Raw genomic sequence first — 17173 nt, 5'->3', positions numbered from 1 at the left:
GCTATTGCAGCACCTTGCCTTCGGGCCAGGTCATGCGCTGGGTCAAGCCGATCTCCTGGCTGGCACCGGGGCCAAGGTCGAAGCGCCATTCCAGAACACCCCGCCTGCCGTCGATATCGCTCCGGGCGGGCGGGGGATCGGCGCTCCAGGTGATCTTCAGATCGTCCTGTTCGGAATAGGGCACCCGGTCGGTCAGCCGCACCGACCAGGGCTCGGCGGTCAGGTTCTCGACCCCGATCCGCACGCGCTCGGCCCATTCGTTCGACTTGCGGATCACGCCGCGATCCCCCTCGGAGCGGTCGACGATCCGGGTCAGCCGCAGCCCATCGATCGGGCCGAAGGACAGTTCGGCCTCGGCCCCCGCGGGGATCAGCGCAAGGCTTTGCTGGCCGACGAAACGGCCATCGAGATGGAACATCGCCTCTGCCGTGGGCAGGATCAATTCGTCCGACGTGTTGGCAAAGGCGGCGGTCACGAACCCGCTGCTGTCCCGAAGCGGCACGGCACGGGCAAAGATCTCGGCCGGGGCGGTCAGATTGCCCAGCGCCAGCCGCACCCGGTCGGCGCCTGCGGCGATATCGACCGGATCGGGATAGACATAGCTGACCGCCAGCGCATCGGCCATGGCAACGGCCTCTACCTTCGGCGCGGGCGCCGCGGCCAGTTCGACTCCCCCCCGCGCCATGTCGGCCTCGGCCATCGGCACGCCGCCGAGCCGCGGCATGATCTGGCCGGGATCGGCAATCCGGCGCAAATCGGGCCAGACCTCGCCGGGGGCAATCTGCTCGGCCGGGCGCACGGTCGACAGCGTCAGCGCCACACCGGCCCAGTTCTCGCCCGTTGCCTGCGCGACGAAGGCGCCGCGCTCGATGTCCAGCCGCCCGGCGGCCCGATCAAGGCGCAGGTCATAGACCGGCGTCCAGCCTGCCTCGGCGATGGTATAGCTGACCGTCAGATCGCCACTGGCGGGCGTGTCGGACCAGAGTTCGACGGTCAGCAGGGCGCGGGCCTCGTCCTCGGGCACCAGCGCGGCCAGCGCCTGACGCGCGCGGGCCAGCGCCTCGCGCAATTCCTTCAACCCCCGGTCGGCCGCCTCGGCGCGTTGCTCTGCCGCATGCGCCGAACGCAGCGCGTCCAGCGTGCCCGCGCCGATGGTCACGGCAAGGGCGGCGATGTCGGTGCCCTGGGGCAATTCGGTGGTGCCCAGCCGCTCGAAAAAGGCGATGCGGGCCCTGGCGGCCTCGGCCTCGAGCCGGATCGCGGCGATGTCGGCCTCTGCGCTGCGCAGCGCGTCGTCCAGCCGCTCGACCTCGGCTTCGGCGGCGGCGAGCGCGGCATCCTTCTCGGCGCTGCGGGGCGGCACGAAATCGGCCCGCGCGGTGACGCCGCCCAGCGTGGCGCCGGTCACGCCGACGCGGACCGCATGCAGCGGTGTCGTGGCAGGCAGGTCGGTCAGGATCAGCCGGTGGCGGCCTGCGGGAATGTCATAGGGAACCGCGCGGGTGACGGTTGCGCCCTGGGGATAGAGCGTGACGGCACTGACCGCGCTGGTCAGCGGGAAATCGGCGGCCAGAAGCGTGGCGGGGGTCACGGCAAGGGACAGGGCAAGGGCAAGGCGGCGCATGGGGATCGCTCCGGCGGCGGGGATGCGAGGCGCAGGGTGCGGCAGGGGGGCCGGGCTTGGCAAGGGCAAAGCCGGGGGAACGAAAAACGGCGCGGGGCCGGGCCGCCGCGCCGTCTGGATCCTGTCGGACCGGACCTTTGCCGGGGCTGACGCCCCGGACCGGGCCTCACCCCTTCTTCAGCGCGCGCTGGCCCAGAACCTCGGCGATCTGCACCGCGTTCAGAGCCGCACCCTTGCGCAGGTTGTCAGAGACGCACCACAGGTTCAGACCGTTCTCGATGGTCGAATCCTGCCGGATGCGGCTGACGAAGGTGGCATAATCGCCCACACATTCGATCGGCGTGATGTAGCCACCGGGCTCGCGCTTGTCGATCACCATGACCCCGGGCGACTCGCGCAGGATGTCGCGCGCCTCGTCCTCGTCGAGGAAATCCTCGAACTCGATATTGATCGCCTCGGAATGGCCGACAAAGACCGGCACCCGCACGCAGGTGGCCGTCACCTTGATCGCGGGATCTAGGATCTTCTTGGTCTCGGCGACCATCTTCCATTCTTCCTTGGTCTCGCCGGAATCGAGGAAGACGTCGATATGCGGGATCACGTTGAAGGCGATCTGCTTGGGATAGACGCTGGGCGCAACTTCCTGGCCCGGCACATACATGCCCTTGGTCTGGTTCCACAGCTCGTCCATCGCCTCCTTGCCCGAACCGGACACGGATTGATAGGTAGAGACCACAACCCGCTTGATCCGCGCGCGGTCATGCAGCGGCTTGAGCGCCACCACCATCTGCGCGGTGGAACAGTTGGGATTGGCGATGATGTTGCGTTTGGAATAGCCCATCACCGCGTCGGCATTCACCTCCGGCACGATCAGCGGCACATCGGGGTCGTAGCGGTAGAGCGACGAGTTGTCGATCACCACGCAACCGGCCCTGGCGGCCTTGGGCGCATATTCCCTGGTCGCATCCGAGCCGATGGCGAAAAGCGCGATATCCCAGCCGGTGAAGTCGAACTGCTCCAGATCCTGGGTCTTGAGGGTGCGGTCGCCAAAGCTGCATTCGGTGCCGAGCGAGCGGCGCGAGGCAAGTGCCGCGATCTCGTCCACCGGAAACTCGCGCTCGGCGAGGATGTTCAGCATTTCGCGGCCCACGTTGCCCGTGGCGCCGACGACGGCGACCTTGTAGCCCATCGGGTTCTTCCTTCAGCGTCGGGGGTATTCCCGGGGCGGACGCATAGCGCAAAGACGCAGCGGGCGAAAGGGCCGTTCAGGGACAGGCCCGGGAACAGCCCGTGTGGCGGCGTCGGGAAAGACGCGCCTCTCAGCGGGCGAAGCAGCTTGGCCGATTGCCGAAGCCCGAGGCGGTACAGATATAGCTGCCACGGCCATGGCGGCTGTCGAACCGGCTGGCCATTGCCTTGCGCTCGCGGATCGAAAGGGACTTGTCCGCCGGGGGCGCGGGGTTCAGCCAGCGCATGACCGAGGCGCCGACGATTGCCGGGCGCTGCACGCCCGGAGTTTCGGCACGGGCCGGGGCGACCGTGGCCATCGTTCCGGCGGTCGCCAGCGCTGCAAGCAGCGGCAGTCCGGCAAGGAATGGACGTCTTCCGTGGCGCATGGCGAATGGTTCCTGCGTTACCTCAGACAGAGCCCGGCAGCCCGGCAAACGCGCAGCGTTTCCTTCAACTGGCCGAAGGCATCACCAGATATTGAGCATCGTTGAGTGATAAGCCCGTTTTGTGGCATTCCGAAGGCAATGGCGAGGCATCAGGCCCCGCACACCACTCAACAGGCGGGAAATCGCCGAGGGCCGCCTGTCGTGGGCGGCCCCTTGCCGATGCACTTCGGGCGGCGTTTGCCCGGCGCCTATTCCTCGATCACCCGCGAGTCGAAGCGCCAGTTCGGCAGGCCATAGCCATCAGGCCAAGGATAGACCTCTTTCTGGTTGAAATAGACCACCGCGACCAGGCTGGGGAAATCAGGATAGATCAACCGGATCTCGCTGTCCCATTTGGCGACGTAGTCCTCGCTGCCCGAATAGCCGACCTCGGCCACCACCACCGGCTTGCCGAAGGGTTCGGCCCGCGCGTAGCGGGGGGACAGGATCGATTCGAAGGATTGCTCCTCGCCGAGAATCTCGCGCTCCCAAGGTTGCAGACCGAAGACCGACAGCCCCACGATATCGACATACTCATCGCCGGGATAGTAGTCGGTCAGGGGTTCGAAGCCCAGCGGCGACCACATGTAGTTAACATTGGGCGCCTGGGCGCGGCAGACATCAACCATCCGGCGATAGGCGGCGATATAGGTTTCGGGTTCCCAGTTGGCCCAGATGAACTGGCCGCTCTCATCTTCCATCTCATGCGCCCAGCGCACGGTCACGGGGCTGTCGAACAGGTTCAGGACGGCGCAGATCGAGGCCATGTAGCGGTCGTAATCGCCCGAAGCGATGCCCTGCTGCAACGCTTCGGGGGTGTTGCGTTCGCTGCGGTTCCAGGTCCAGGGCTCGATCGTGGCCAGGATCGAGCGGCCGCGCGCCATCGCATAGGCATCGGCCTCGATCAGGCTGGGCAGGAACACGTCTTCCCAGGGCAGGAACAGATGTTCGATGGTAACCTCGGGATCATCCGCGAACAGCCCGTCGGGATCATAGACGCCGAAGGGCAACTCGCCCGGAGGCGCGGATTCCGCAAGAGCGACGGCAGACAACGCCAGCGTGGCGGCCAGTCCGGCAATCGCGGGTTTCAGAGCGTAGGCCATGATGCGTTCCTCACTCGAAGAAAGGCCTCCGGTCCGACCGGGCAAAGGGAAGGTCGAACGAATAGCGCATCGACCTCTTGCCCCCTTGCCCCGCCCCGGAAACCATGAATTCAACCTTGGTGAACTGGTAGGGCCCCAGTCCGGTGGACAGATAATGCAGGCTCTGCATGCCCCTCAGCCAGCCCGAAAAGACCAGCGTGCCCGCCAGTGCCAAGGTTATCGCCATCTGCGGCCCCAATCGAAGCGCATTGTTCATCCAGCCAAGCCCATTCTGGCGGATGTGATGAGTGATCGCCACGCCAAGAACCGCCAGATAGAGGGCTGCGTTCAAAAGACACAGCAGGTAGAAGCCCGCCGAGTTCTCGAGGTGATCGACGACAAGGACCGGCAGGATCGCCGCCGCCGCAAGCGCCATATAGGGCATGAGCACCCGGAACGGCAGCCGCGTGCTGGCCGATGAGCCCTTGGGGGTGATCCGGAAATCGACGAAGCGCCCGGTCACGCTGTCGCGCAGCGCCATCAGGCAGCCCCACAGCACCCAGGGCCATTGCGCGCATTGGAACAACCCCTTCTCCCAGCTGATGACCTTGGCATCGGCGGGGCGGAACAGCCCGTCGGCCTTGAGTTGATAGGCGATCAGGATGAAAGCCAGCACCACCGGCACACTATGGCCGACAAAGGCGGGATAGGTGACATTGGCAAAGCGGATGTCGAACAGGACCGCCGTGATCGGAACAAGAAGCGTCGCCGCCATGAAGAAGGCGAAGCCCGGATACCAGAGCTGCGAGAACAGGAACTGGAACTTGAGGATCGGCCGGAGCCCCGGGAAATAGCCCGGCGTATAGCGCAGGAACAGCGTCACCAGGCTGCGCGACCACTGGAATTCCTGCGTCAGCATGTCGGCGAAGGTCACCGGCCCGTCGCCCACCGCGATCGCGTCGAAGGCATGCACGCCGCGCCAGCCGAAGGCGTTCATCATCATCGTGGTGGAATGATCCTCGGCCAGTTCCGGGCCCAGCCCGCCGATCTCGCGCAGCGCCACCGTGCGCACCGCATAATGCGAGCCGATGCACATCGGCGCCCAGCCGTTGGAATAGCCCGCCTGAAGGATGCCGTGGAACATCCCCTCGTGATCGAGCCGCATCCGCGCCGCCCAGCTTTCGCGCGCATTGCTGGCGCAGATCGAGGGGGCGCTGACATAGCCGACCTCGGCATCGACGAAGGGGCGCAGCATCTCGCGCAGATAGCCCGGCTGGGGCACATGGTCGGCGTCGAGCTGGGCCACGAAATCGTAATTCTCGTAGCCGTAGCTGTCGTAGAAAAAGGCCAGGTTGCCTTCCTTGCAGCGGGTGCGGCGTGGCCATTCGGCGCGGTGATATTCGGTCCGGTCCTTGCGGGTCGAGACCTTGACGCCATGGGCCGCGCACCAGGCCAGCGTCTCGGGTGCGGGGTCTTCGTCGGCCAGCCAGGTGTCATGCGGCCAGTCCTGCGCCAGCATCCCCTCAAGCGTGCGGCGCACCACCTCGAAGGGCTCGGTCGGGCTTTTCGTCACGACCATGGCAACCCGCGCGCCCTTCAGCGCCGCCAGATCGCCCGAAGGGCGCACGGCGCGCAGCATCACGGTCAGGAAATAGACCTGAAGGAACATCACCCACCCGATGGCCAGCGTGATGACCAGATAGCGGAAGGTGCCGATATTGTGGTGCGGCTGGAACCACCACGCCCAGAACCACAGGGCGGTCGCAGCCCATAGCAGGACCGACAGCCAGTAGCGCAGCTTCATGCGCGACGTGTAGATCGGGACAAGGTGGCGCGGACGGGGGCGCGGCGGGTGTCGGTCAGGGCGTGGGGTCATCACCAAGCTTCATGCCGAAGGCCCGCGCCGCATGGGCGACGGTCGCGTCGAGATCGCGAAAACGGGCCGAAAAGCCCAGCAGGTCGCGGGCGCAGGTCGGATCGGCGACCAGCGCGGGCGGATCGCCCTCGCGCCGCGCAACCTCGTTCACCGGGACCGGGCGGCCCAGAACGCGGCCGACTGCGGCCAGCACCTCGCGGTTGGAATGGCCGGTGCCGGTGCCAAGGTTCACCGCCACGCTGTCGCCCCCCGCTTCGAGATGGCGCAGCGCGGCCAGATGCCCCTCGGCCAGATCGCAGACATGGATGTAGTCGCGGATGCAGGTGCCGTCGGGCGTGGGGTAATCGGTGCCGAACAGGTCAAGTGCTGCGCGCCGCCCGTCCGCAGCGAACAGCGCCAGCGGCAGCAGATGCGTCTCGGGGTCGTGGCGTTCGCAAAGCGTGCCGTCCGGGTCGGCGCCGCAGGCGTTGAAATAGCGCAGCGCGGCGTAGCGGATGCCATGGGCGCGAGCGAAATCGGCCAGCATCCATTCCCCGATCAGCTTGGTCCGGCCATAGGGGTTGATCGGGTTCTGGGGTGTGTCCTCTGTGATCGGCAGCCGGTCGGGCACGCCATAGGTGGCGCAGGACGAACTGAAGATCACGCGCGAAAGCCCGGTCTCGCGGCAGGCGGTCAGCAGCCCCTGCATGCCGTTCACGTTGTTGTCGTAGTAGAAACCCGGATCGCGCACCGAGTCCCCGACATAGGCGGCGGCGGCGAAATGGATCACGGCCAGCGGTGCATGGGCGCGGATCGCGTCCGCCATGGCCGCCGCGTCGCGCGTGTCGCCCTGCACAAGTGGGCCCCAGCGCACCGCGTCCTCGTGGCCGGTCGACAGGTTGTCATAGGCCACCGGCAGATAGCCCGCCTCGGCCAGTCGCTTGCAGGTATGAGAGCCGATGTAACCGGCGCCGCCGGTGACCAGAACCGCTTTCGACTGGGTCAAGGTCCGCTCCTATTCCCCGGTCTTGCCCTGGTGGATGCTCTCGGCGAAATAGGCGATGGTGCGGTCCAGTCCCTCGCTCAGCGGCACGGTGGGCGCCCAGCCCAGCATCTGTCCGGCCAGCATGATGTCGGGGCGGCGCTGACGCGGATCGTCCTGGGGCAGCGCCTCGAAGGTCAGGCGCGATCCCGCGCGCGTCTTGGCAAGCACCAGTTCGGCAAGTTCCAGCATCGTGAACTCGCCCGGATTGCCCAGATTGACCGGGCCCAGCCCATGACCGGGTGCTGCCATCAGCCGCAACAGCCCCTCGACCAGATCGTCGACATAGCAGAAGGACCGGGTCTGCTCGCCGGTGCCGTAAACCGTCAGCGGCGCGCCGGTCAGGGCCTGCACGATGAAGTTCGACACCACGCGGCCGTCATCGGGGCTCATCCGCGGGCCATAGGTGTTGAAGATGCGCGCGATCCGCGCATCGACGCCGTAGCTTTCGCGATAATGGAAGAACAGCGTCTCGGCGCCGCGCTTGCCCTCGTCATAGCAGGCGCGCGGCCCGACGGGGTTGACATAGCCGCGATAGGTTTCGGGCTGCGGGCTGACGGTGGGATCGCCATAAACCTCGGAGGTCGAGGACTGGACGATCCGCGCACCCTGCCTGCGGGCCAGATCGAGCATGTTCATCGCCCCCAGAACACAGGTCTGGAAGGTGTGGATAGGGTCGAGCGCGTATTTCGGCGGCGAGGCCGGGCAGGCAAGGTTGAAGATCTCGTCGATCCGCTCGCCCGGATCGAAGGGCGTGATCACGTCATGCTGGACAAAGCGGAAACCCGGACGCCCGATAAGATGCGAGATGTTCGAGATCGAGCCCGTCATCAGGTTGTCGAGACAGATCACGCGGGCGCCTTCGCCCATCAGACGGTCACACAAATGAGACCCAAGGAAGCCTGCGCCCCCCGTTACCAACACCACTCGATCGAACATGCGGGAGCACTCCTCAATTCGTGGCTGGACTATGGCACCGGAAAGGGCGCCTGCCCAGCAAAAGGCGTAAAAAAACCATGAATGGGGCCGCCGCTCTGGCATTTCCGCACCAATGGCGCAAGAGGCGCGGAATTGTCATGGAATCAAGACCGCGCGCACCGTTGCGCGCCGGGCACGCAGGGGTGTTCATGTGACGGTTTTCGCAGGGGGAGGCGCCGCGGCGAATACCACCGGGCATGGTCCGGCGGCCATTTCGGCCACCGGATCCGGGATGATGGAGCCTATTCGGCCTCGTCCATCCGGGTCGCGTTCAGATGCGCGTAATTCTCGGGGCCGATGCGCGCAAGCAGGTCAAGCTGGGTTTCGAGGAAGTCGATATGGCCCTCCTCGTCGGCCAGCAGCTCGTCGAACAGTTCCTTGGTGACATGGTCGCCGACGCTGGCACAATATTCGCGCGCCTCCTTGTACAGCGCATGCGCCTCATGCTCGGCGGCAAGGTCGCATTCCAGCGTTTCCTTCGGGGTCTGGCCAATCCGCAGCGAGTCGAGCTTTTGCAGGTTCGGATGGCCTTCGAGGAACAGGATGCGCGCCACCAGCTTGTCGGCGTGGTTCATCTCCTCGATGCTTTCCTCGCGGCTCTTCTTGGCCATGTGGCCCAGGCCCCAGTCGTCCTGTAGCCGGTAATGCAGCCAGTACTGGTTGATCGCGGTCAGTTCGCTGCGGAGGGCCCGGTTGAGGTAGTCGATGACCTTGGGGTCGCCTTGCATGTCGCGTGTTCCTTTCTGCGGGGAAGTTCCTTGAGGGCGCCGAGTTCCAACGGCACCTCAAGGTTATCATTCAGGCGCATGGTGTCGAGGAACAGCGACAAACAGCCGCCGCAATCGGTTGTTTTCCCCAAAGCGTGGAAAATTTTGCCCGGAGTGATGAGCGTTTGCGGATCGGATGCGCGCATCCAGTCTATCGCGGCATGGATATCCCGGTCGGTGATGGCGCGGCAGTGACAGACGATCATCGCGGAATGCTCCGGGCGGCGGCACCTCTCATTCCTGAGCGATCTTGTCGGCTTTGTCAATCCAAGTCTTTCACTCGGGCAAGGGCGCGGCCCCGCTCACAGCGCCATGCCCGTCCCCGCATCGAACAGCTTGGCCTTGCCCATGTCCACCTCGAACCGAAAGGTCGCGCCGGGGGTGGCGGTATCCTCGGGGCGGACGCGGGCGATCAGATCCTGCCCGCCGATCTGAAAGACCAGCATCGTGTCGGGGCCGGTGGGCTCCACCACCTCGACCGGCGCCTCGAACAGGAAGCGGTGCGGCCCCGGCAGCTTGGCCCCGGCGGCAAAGATCGTTTCGGGACGCAGACCCAGCATCACCTCACGCCCGTCCGCCAGCCCCTCGCCCTGCCCGGCCGGCCCGTCCAGCGGAAAGCGGATGCGTTCGCGCGCACTGCGGGGCAGGACAAAGACCTGTCCGTTCTCGTGGAACAGCCGCCCCGGGATCATGTTCATCGGCGGCGAGCCCATGAAACCCGCCACGAACAGGTCCACGGGGTTTTCATAGATCGTGGCCGGATCGGCGAATTGCCGGATATGGCCGTTGTCCATCACCGCGATCCGGGTGGCCAGCGTCATCGCCTCGATCTGGTCATGGGTGACATAGACCACGGTCTTGCCCAACCGCTGATGCAGCTTCTTGATCTCGGTGCGCATCTCGATGCGCAGCTTGGCGTCGAGGTTCGAAAGCGGTTCGTCGAACAGGAACACCGCCGGTTGCCGGACCAGCGCACGGCCCATGGCAACCCGCTGGCGCTGGCCGCCCGACAACTGGCCGGGCTTGCGGTCGAGCAGGTGGTCGATCTGAAGAAGCTTCGCGAATTCCGCCAGCGCGGATTCCTGCGCGTCCTTCGGCACGCGCCTTGTTTCCATCCCGAAGGTGATGTTCGCGCGCACCGTCCTGGTGGGGTAAAGCGCGTAGGACTGGAACACCATGGCGATGTCGCGGTCGCGCGGCGGCACCTTGTTGACGTTGCGCCCGCCGATCAGGACATTGCCCGAGGTGACGGTTTCAAGCCCCGCGATCAGGTTCAAAAGCGTGGATTTCCCGCAGCCCGAGGGGCCGACAAGAACCACGAATTCGCCGGGCTCGATCGCCATGTCGATGCCCTTGATGACATCGGTCGCGCCAAAGCTCTTGCGCAGGTTTTCCAGCCGGATGCCCGATGCCATACCCTACCCCTTGATCGCCCCGGCCGATAGCCCGCGCACGAAATACGCCCCCGCCACGACATAGACCAGAAGCGTCGGCAGGCCCGCGATGATCGCCGCCGCCATGTCGACGTTGTATTCCTTGACGCCTGTCGAGGTGTTGACGACGTTGTTCAGCGCCACCGTGACCGGGTTGGAATCCCCCACGGTAAAGGACACGCCGAACAGGAAGTCGTTCCAGATCTGGGTGAATTGCCAGATCACGGTCACGACGATGGCGGGCAGCGACATCGGCAGCACGATGCGAAAGAAGATGCCGAAAAAGCCCGCGCCATCGACCTTGGCCGCATTCACGATGCCATCGGACACGCCGATGAAGAAGTTGCGGAAGAAGAGCGTGGTGAAAGCGAGGCCATAGACGGTGTGCACCAGGATCAGCCCCGGCACGGTGCCCGCAAGGCCAAGCTCGCCCAGCGTGCGAGCCATCGGCAGCAGCACCACCTGGAACGGGATGAAGGCGCCGAACAGCATCAGCGCAAAGATGATGTCGGCCCCGCGAAACCGCCACTTGGTCAGCGCGTAGCCATTGAGCGCGCCCAGCAGCGTCGACAGCAGCACCGCGGGCACCGCCATCATCACCGAGTTCACGAAATAGGGCTGCAAGCCGTCGCAGCGCACGCCGACACAGGCCGACCCCCAGGCCTTGGCCCAGGCCTCGAAGCTGATCGCCCGGGGCAAGGCCAGAAAGCTGCCCTCGCGGATCTCGGCCAGCGACTTGAGCGAGGTCGAGACCATGACGAAAAGCGGGAACAGGTAGTAAAGGCAGAACAGCCCGAGCAGTGTGAACAGAAGCACGCGAAGCGCGATGGCCCCCGGCCCCGAGGGGCGCACGATGCCGTCGGTCCTGCGCGCCCTCATCGCCGCGCCCCCCGAAGTTCGGAATAGAGATAAGGCACGATGATCGCGCAGACGGTCGCCAGCATCATCACCGCGCTGGCCGCCGCCACCCCCAGTTCGGAGCGCTGGAAGGCAAAGGCATACATGAAGGTCGCGGGCATGTCGGTGGCAAAGCCGGGCCCGCCGCCGGTCAGCGCCACGACCAGATCGAAACTCTTGATCGCCAGATGGGCAAGGATGATGACCACCGACAGGAAGACCGGCCGCAGCGCGGGCAGCACGATCCCGGTATAGACCCGCCACGGCCCGGCCCCGTCGATGGCGGCGGCCTTGATCACCTCGTCATCGACCGACCGCAGCCCGGCCAGGAACAGCGCCATGGCGTAGCCAGAGCTTTGCCAGACGCCCGCTATGACAATCGTGTAGATCGCGAAATCGGGGTTCACCAGCCAGTCGAAGGTGAAATCGGAAAATCCCCAGTCGCGCATCACCTTTTCGATGCCCAGCCCGGGGTTCAGGATCCATTTCCAGACCGTGCCGGTGACGATGAAGGACAGCGCCATCGGGTAAAGGTAGATCGTGCGGATCGCCCCCTCGATGCGGATGCGCTGGTCCAGAAGGATCGCCAGAAAGATGCCCAGGGCCATGCTGATCGCGATGAAAAGCCCCGAGAAGACGAACAGGTTCTTCAGCGCCACATACCAGCGCGGGGTAGCCCAGAGCCGTTCGTATTGCGCCAGACCGTGAAAGTCATAGACCGGCATGACGCCGGACTTGGTAAAGGAAATCCAGATCGTCCAGGCGATGAAGCCATAGACGAAAAACAGGCTGACCGCGAAAAGCGGTGATACCACGATGAGCGGCAGGCGCCGCTCGATCGCCCGTGCCATGGCTGTCAGCACGCTCCCCCCTGTCCCCTGACGCCGGCCGGGGGTGCCGCCCCCGGCCGGGCCGTCCAGTCCCTACATCGCGCGCTTGACGGCGGCGGCCAGCCGCTCTGCGGCGGTTTCGGAACTCATGTCCGAGTTGAAGAACTCGGTCACCAGATCCAGGAATTCGCCCCGCACCGAGCGCGAGATCGCCATTTCATGCGCCATCGAGGGCACCAGCGCATTCGCCTCGGTCGCCTTGAGCAGATCCTCATGCGAGCGTTGCGCGCAGGCGTCGAAGGCATCGAGGGCCACATCGGTCCGCGCCGGGATGGACCCCTTGGCCAGGTTGAAGGTCTCCTGGAACCCCGGCGACATGATCAGGCTGGCCAGAAGCTTCTGCCCGGCGATGTTGTCCTCGCCCGAGACCTTGAAGAAGGTGAAGCTGTCCGAGTTCAGCACGAAGCCGTTGCCCGGGGTCGGCGCGCACAGGAAATCCTGCCCTGGCACCTTGCCCGCGGCAAGAAACTCGCCCTTGGCCCAGTCGCCCATGATCTGGAACGCGGCCTCGCCATTCATCACCATGGCGGTGGCAAGGTTCCAGTCGCGGCCCGAGAAGTTCGGATCGACATAGCCGCGCATCCTGCGCAACTGGTCGAAGGCGGCAACCATGGTGGGCGAGTTCAGCGCGTCCTGATCCAGATCGACCAGCGCTGCGCGGAAGAAATCGGCCCCGCCCACCCCCAGAACCACGTTCTCGAAGATGGTGGCATCCTGCCAGGGCTGGCCGCCATGGGCCAGGGGCGTGATGCCCGCGGCCAAGAGCGCATCGGCGGCGGCGTTGAACTCCTCCCAGGTAGTGGGCATGGTCCCGATGCCTGCCTTGGCCAGAACCTCGGGATTGGCCCACATCCAGTCGACCCGGTGGATATTGACCGGCGCGGCGACATATTCGCCCTGATATTTCATGATGCCCGCCAGAACGGGGGGCAGAACGGCATCCCAGCCCTCGGCCGCGGCGACATCCTCGACATCGGCCAATGCGCCCTGCTCGGCCCATTCCTGGATGCCGGGGCCTTTCAGTTGTACCGCGGCGGGCGGGTTGCCGGCCACCACGCGGGCGCGCAGCGCGGTCATCGCGGCATCGCCACCGCCGCCCGCGATGGGCGAATCGATCCAGGTGCCGCCCTCGGCCTCGAAGCTGTTCTTGAGTTCACCCACCGCGCGGGCCTCGCCGCCCGAGGTCCACCAGTGCAGAACCTCGACCGTGCCCCCGGCCTGTGCGGCGCCGGAAAACGCCAGACCCGCCGCTGCCACGAGCGGGGTAACCGTCTTGTAACGGAACATGGGTATTCCTCCTCTGCTAGACGCGGCCGCGCGGGCCGCATGCGGCGCACAGCCCGTCTTCCTCCTCCGGGGGAAGTGTCAGGCCGTTCCTGCGCCCGGTCAAGCTAGCATGCGTGCGGGAGAGTGATCTTGACGGCCGTCAATGCGGGAACAGAGCGGAAACGGGGCGACAGGGCCCCGGGGTGTTGCGAATCGGTTCGGGGTTCGGGCAAGGCCGAAGACATAGGCGCGACACAACGTCGCCGGTGCATCGGCCGCGGCGTTGACCCATATGCGGCAGGCATCGAAACAACCAGAGAGGCGCGGGCAGGATGACTTGGGGACGGGATTTCTTCGGACGCGGGGGGCTTGCCGCGCTTGTGGTGCTGGTGGGCTATCTGCTGGTGCTGTCGGGCGTGCTGCTCGGGACGGCGGTGCCGTTCCTGGTACTGCTGGCGGCAGCAACGGTCGTTCTGATCCTCGCCTATCTGAAAAATCCCGACCGCGTGCATCGCCTTCTGGCCCGCCTCCGGACCGCCTGGCAGGACCGCCCGCGGCGCCAACCCGCGCAGCCCCGCCCGTCACGGCCAGCGCCCGCGCCCCGCGCCGCACCGCTGCGCCAGGGGCTGATCGCGACGGCGCCCGCCCGCAGCCCGGACATGGCCGACCGGCGCGGGCTGACTTCGGGCTCGCCCTTGCTGCGGGCACTTCTGGGCCGCGGCTGGCGCAGCCCGGCAGCGATGGCACGGGATTTCCTGCTGATCGGCCTTGCGGGCGCGGCGCTGCTGCTGACAGGCCTTGCCCTGCCGGACTGGCCCTTGCTGTCCTGGCTGGGCAAGGTGTTCAGCATGCTGGGCGTGCTGATCATGCTGATTTCGTCCGGCGTGGTCTATTCCTACTGGCGCGGCCGCAGCTAGGCGCGGCCCGCTCCGCCGCTGGCCGAGGATCTGGCCGGGCGGCGGAAGGCAAGTCGCATCTGCTTTTCGGTCTCGATCAGCGCAAAGAACAGCACCCCCACCGCGACGATCAACACACCGTCCCAGAACGGGATCGCCGCGGTGCCGAACAGCACTTGCAAGGGCGGCAGATAGGTGATGGCGAACTGCGCCGCCGTCACGGTGATGACGCAGATCCACACCACCCGCGTCCCCCTGGCGGCAGCCCAGGTCAGCGAGGTGCCGTGGATGTTGCGGATGAAGAACAGGTGGAAGATCTTGAGCACGACCAGCGTGTTCAGCGCCATGCTGCGGGCCACGTCCTGATCGTAGCCGCGATCCAGCGCATAGGCATAGACGCCGTAGATGCCCGCAAGGAACAGTACCGAAACCAGCACGATATGCCAGACCAGTTCGCCGGTCAGCAGCGGTTCGTCGCGCGGCCGGGGCGGGCGGCGCATTGTGCCCGCCTCGGTCGGCTCGAAGGCAAGCGCGATGCCCAGCGTGACCGCGGTGATCATGTTGGTCCACAGGATCTGGACCGGGGTGATCGGCAGCGCCATGCCCAGCGCCAGCGCCAGAACGATGGTCATCGACTCGCCGCCATTGGTGGGCAGCGTCCAGCTTATGACCTTCTTGATGTTGTCATAGACGGTGCGCCCCTCGCGCACCGCCGCCGCGATCGAGGCGAAATTGTCGTCGGCCAGCACCAGTTCCGAAGCTTCCTTGGCCGCCTCGCTACCCTTCTGGCCCATGGCGATCCCGGCATCCGCGCGCTTCAGCGCGGGCGCGTCATTCACCCCGTCGCCGGTCATCGCCACGGTCAGCCCGCGCGATTGCAGCGCCGTGACCAGCCGCAGCTTGTGGGCGGGCGAGGTGCGGGCGAAGATGTCGGTCCCGGCCGCCACCTCGGCCAGTTCGGCATCGTCCATCGCCTCGATATCGGCGCCGGTCAGGACGGTGGCGGTGTTCTTCAGCCCGATCTGCGCGGCGATGGCCTGGGCTGTGGCGGCGTGATCGCCGGTGATCATCTTGACCCTTATCCCGGCCTCGTGACACTCGGCAACCGCGGCAATCGCCTCGGGCCGCGGCGGGTCGATCAGGCCGATCAGCCCGATCAGCGTCAGGCGCCCCGTCAGATCAGAGGTGTTCAGGATGGTATGCTCCTGCGGCACGCTGCGCGCCGCCACCGCGATCACCCGCTGACCCTGCGCCGCCAGAAGCTCGACCATGTGATGCCAGTGCTCCGGTGTCAGCGGCCCGGTGCCGCCGCCTGCCGCGCGCTGGTCGGCGCACATGGCCAGCACCGCCTCGGGCGCGCCCTTGACATGGATCGCGGCATGGCCTTCGTGGTCGTGATGCAGCGTGGCCATGTAGCGATGCGCGGCATCGAAGGGGATCGCATCGGTGCGGGTCCAGTTGCGGAAGGGGTCGGCGCCTGCGCCGGTGATCTTGCCCGCCAGCGCCATCAGCGCCCCTTCCATCGGATCGCCCTCGACCCGCCAGCCTGCTTCGGTGCCATGCAGCACCGCATCGTTGCAAAGCCCCGCGGCATGGGCGAATTCCGACAGGATCGCCTGCGCCCCGGCATCGGGATCGTCGCCGTCAAGACGCACCCGCCCCTCGGGCGCATAGCCCTCGCCCTCGACCGCAAGGACATGGGCGGCGGTGGCAAGGCTTGCGGCCATCATCTCGTTGCGGGTCAGCGTGCCGGTCTTGTCCGAACAGATCACCGAGACCGAGCCCAGCGTCTCGATCGCCGGAAGCCGCCGGACGATGGCGTTGCGCCGTGCCATGGCCTGCACGCCCACCGCCAGCGTGATCGTCAGCACAGCGGGCAGCCCCTCGGGGATCGCGGCGACGGACAGGCCGACAACGGCCATGAACAGCTCGGAAAACTCCATATGGCCGACGAAATAGCCATAGCCCAGCAGGCTTGCCGCCACGAGCAGGATGAACACCGTCAGCCATTTCGCAAAGATGTCCATATGGTGGACTAGCGGCGTGGTCAGCGTCTCGACCCTTGCCAGCATGCCGCTGATGCGGCCGATCTGGGTATTCACGCCGGTTTCGACCACGACGCCGCGCCCGGCGCCGGTGGCGATCAGCGTGCCCGAGAACAGCATCGGCGTGCGGTCGCCCAGCGCGGCCCCGGCGGCGACGGGATCGGTGCCCTTGTCGACGGGCACGGATTCGCCGGTCAGGATCGCCTCCTCGGCCTTCAGCCCGCGCGCCTCGATCAGCCGCAGATCGGCTGGAACGCGGTCGCCTGCCTCGATCAGGACAATGTCACCGGGCACCAGAACGGCGGCATCGACGCTGATCCGGCGGCCATCGCGCAGCACCGCCGAGCGCGGGGCCAGCATGCCGCGGATCGCCTGCATCGCCTGTTCCGCGCGGCCCTCCTGGATGAAGCCGATGATCGCGTTGACGACCACGACCGCAATGATCACCCCGGTATCGACCCAGTGCTGCAACGCTGCGGTCACAACGGCGGCGACCAGCAGGACATAGATCAGCACATTGTTGAATTGCAGCAGGAAACGCAGGACCGGGCTGCGGCGGGGCGGTTCGGGCAGCCGGTTCTCGCCATGGGTGTCCAGACGGCGCCGGGCTTCGAGACTGGCCAGACCTTCGGGGGTTGCCTGAACCGCGGCCAGGGCGTCCGGGGCGGACAGCGCGTGAAAGGCGTGCGACGTGTCGGACATGACGTCTCCTCTGGCTCGGGCGCGGGCCGGTCCCGCGCGTC

General features: G+C 66.3%; 15 protein-coding genes. 1 reads left to right on the top strand and 14 read right to left on the bottom strand.

Annotated elements, in window-relative coordinates:
• Position 1 precedes the first annotated feature (1 nt).
• The 13 genes from GH815_RS13745 to GH815_RS13685 form a co-directional block, all read right to left on the bottom strand.
• Entirely contained in the window at positions 2 to 1624 is a 1623-nt protein-coding gene (locus GH815_RS13745) for a DUF4139 domain-containing protein (RefSeq protein WP_153749349.1), read from the bottom strand.
• Between the two features lie 166 nt (positions 1625 to 1790).
• Complete coding sequence (locus tag GH815_RS13740; protein WP_153749348.1) at positions 1791 to 2813, bottom strand: aspartate-semialdehyde dehydrogenase; 1023 nt, start codon at positions 2811 to 2813, stop codon at positions 1791 to 1793.
• 130 nt (positions 2814 to 2943) lie between these two features.
• A complete protein-coding gene (locus GH815_RS13735) occupies positions 2944 to 3240 on the bottom strand; it encodes a hypothetical protein (protein WP_153749347.1) in 297 nt (98 codons plus the stop codon).
• A 248-nt stretch (positions 3241 to 3488) separates the two neighbouring features.
• The gene (locus GH815_RS13730) at positions 3489 to 4382 is read right to left on the bottom strand and encodes a glycoside hydrolase family 26 protein (protein ID WP_153749346.1); all 894 of its coding nucleotides are present in this window, start codon (positions 4380 to 4382) and stop codon (positions 3489 to 3491) included.
• Between the two features lie 10 nt (positions 4383 to 4392).
• Complete coding sequence (locus GH815_RS13725) at positions 4393 to 6165, bottom strand: glycosyltransferase (RefSeq protein WP_246176439.1); 1773 nt, start codon at positions 6163 to 6165, stop codon at positions 4393 to 4395.
• A gap of 55 nt (positions 6166 to 6220) precedes the next feature.
• Positions 6221 to 7222 (bottom strand): UDP-glucose 4-epimerase GalE, encoded by a 1002-nt coding sequence (galE, locus tag GH815_RS13720; protein WP_153749344.1) that lies wholly within the window; start codon positions 7220 to 7222, stop codon positions 6221 to 6223.
• A gap of 9 nt (positions 7223 to 7231) precedes the next feature.
• On the bottom strand, positions 7232 to 8197 hold the full coding sequence (locus GH815_RS13715) for a UDP-glucuronic acid decarboxylase family protein (RefSeq protein WP_153749343.1): 966 nt from the start codon (positions 8195 to 8197) through the stop codon (positions 7232 to 7234).
• Positions 8198 to 8478: 281 nt separating this feature from the next.
• Complete coding sequence (gene bfr / locus GH815_RS13710) at positions 8479 to 8964, bottom strand: bacterioferritin (RefSeq protein ID WP_153749342.1); 486 nt, start codon at positions 8962 to 8964, stop codon at positions 8479 to 8481.
• Positions 8907 to 9209 (bottom strand): (2Fe-2S)-binding protein, encoded by a 303-nt coding sequence (locus GH815_RS13705; protein ID WP_153749341.1) that lies wholly within the window; start codon positions 9207 to 9209, stop codon positions 8907 to 8909. Before GH815_RS13705 ends, bfr begins: the two co-directional genes overlap by 58 nt.
• A gap of 96 nt (positions 9210 to 9305) precedes the next feature.
• A complete protein-coding gene (locus tag GH815_RS13700; RefSeq protein ID WP_153749340.1) occupies positions 9306 to 10418 on the bottom strand; it encodes an ABC transporter ATP-binding protein in 1113 nt (370 codons plus the stop codon).
• Positions 10419 to 10421: 3 nt separating this feature from the next.
• Positions 10422 to 11315 carry a carbohydrate ABC transporter permease gene (locus GH815_RS13695; protein WP_153749339.1) on the bottom strand — a complete coding sequence of 298 codons (894 nt, stop codon included), beginning with the start codon at positions 11313 to 11315 and terminating at the stop codon, positions 10422 to 10424.
• On the bottom strand, positions 11312 to 12184 hold the full coding sequence (locus tag GH815_RS13690) for a carbohydrate ABC transporter permease (RefSeq protein ID WP_153749366.1): 873 nt from the start codon (positions 12182 to 12184) through the stop codon (positions 11312 to 11314). Before GH815_RS13690 ends, GH815_RS13695 begins: the two co-directional genes overlap by 4 nt.
• A 72-nt stretch (positions 12185 to 12256) precedes the next feature.
• Positions 12257 to 13510: an ABC transporter substrate-binding protein gene (locus GH815_RS13685; RefSeq protein ID WP_153749338.1), complete on the bottom strand. Its 1254-nt coding sequence runs from the start codon at positions 13508 to 13510 to the stop codon at positions 12257 to 12259.
• A 311-nt stretch (positions 13511 to 13821) separates the two neighbouring features.
• Here GH815_RS13685 and GH815_RS13680 point away from each other — a divergent pair, with 311 nt between their 5' ends.
• Positions 13822 to 14406 (top strand): hypothetical protein, encoded by a 585-nt coding sequence (locus GH815_RS13680; protein ID WP_153749337.1) that lies wholly within the window; start codon positions 13822 to 13824, stop codon positions 14404 to 14406.
• Here the strand turns inward: GH815_RS13680 and GH815_RS13675 are convergent.
• Positions 14403 to 17132 (bottom strand): HAD-IC family P-type ATPase, encoded by a 2730-nt coding sequence (locus GH815_RS13675; RefSeq protein WP_153749336.1) that lies wholly within the window; start codon positions 17130 to 17132, stop codon positions 14403 to 14405. The genes GH815_RS13680 and GH815_RS13675 overlap by 4 nt on opposite strands.
• Between the last annotated feature and the right edge of the window lie 41 nt (positions 17133 to 17173).

The sequence above is a fragment of the Rhodovulum strictum genome, assembly GCF_009649175.1.
GTDB lineage: Bacteria > Pseudomonadota > Alphaproteobacteria > Rhodobacterales > Rhodobacteraceae > Rhodovulum > Rhodovulum strictum.
The sequence above is the reverse complement of the archived record's forward strand: the minus strand, read 5'-3'. Positions and strand labels throughout refer to the sequence as shown.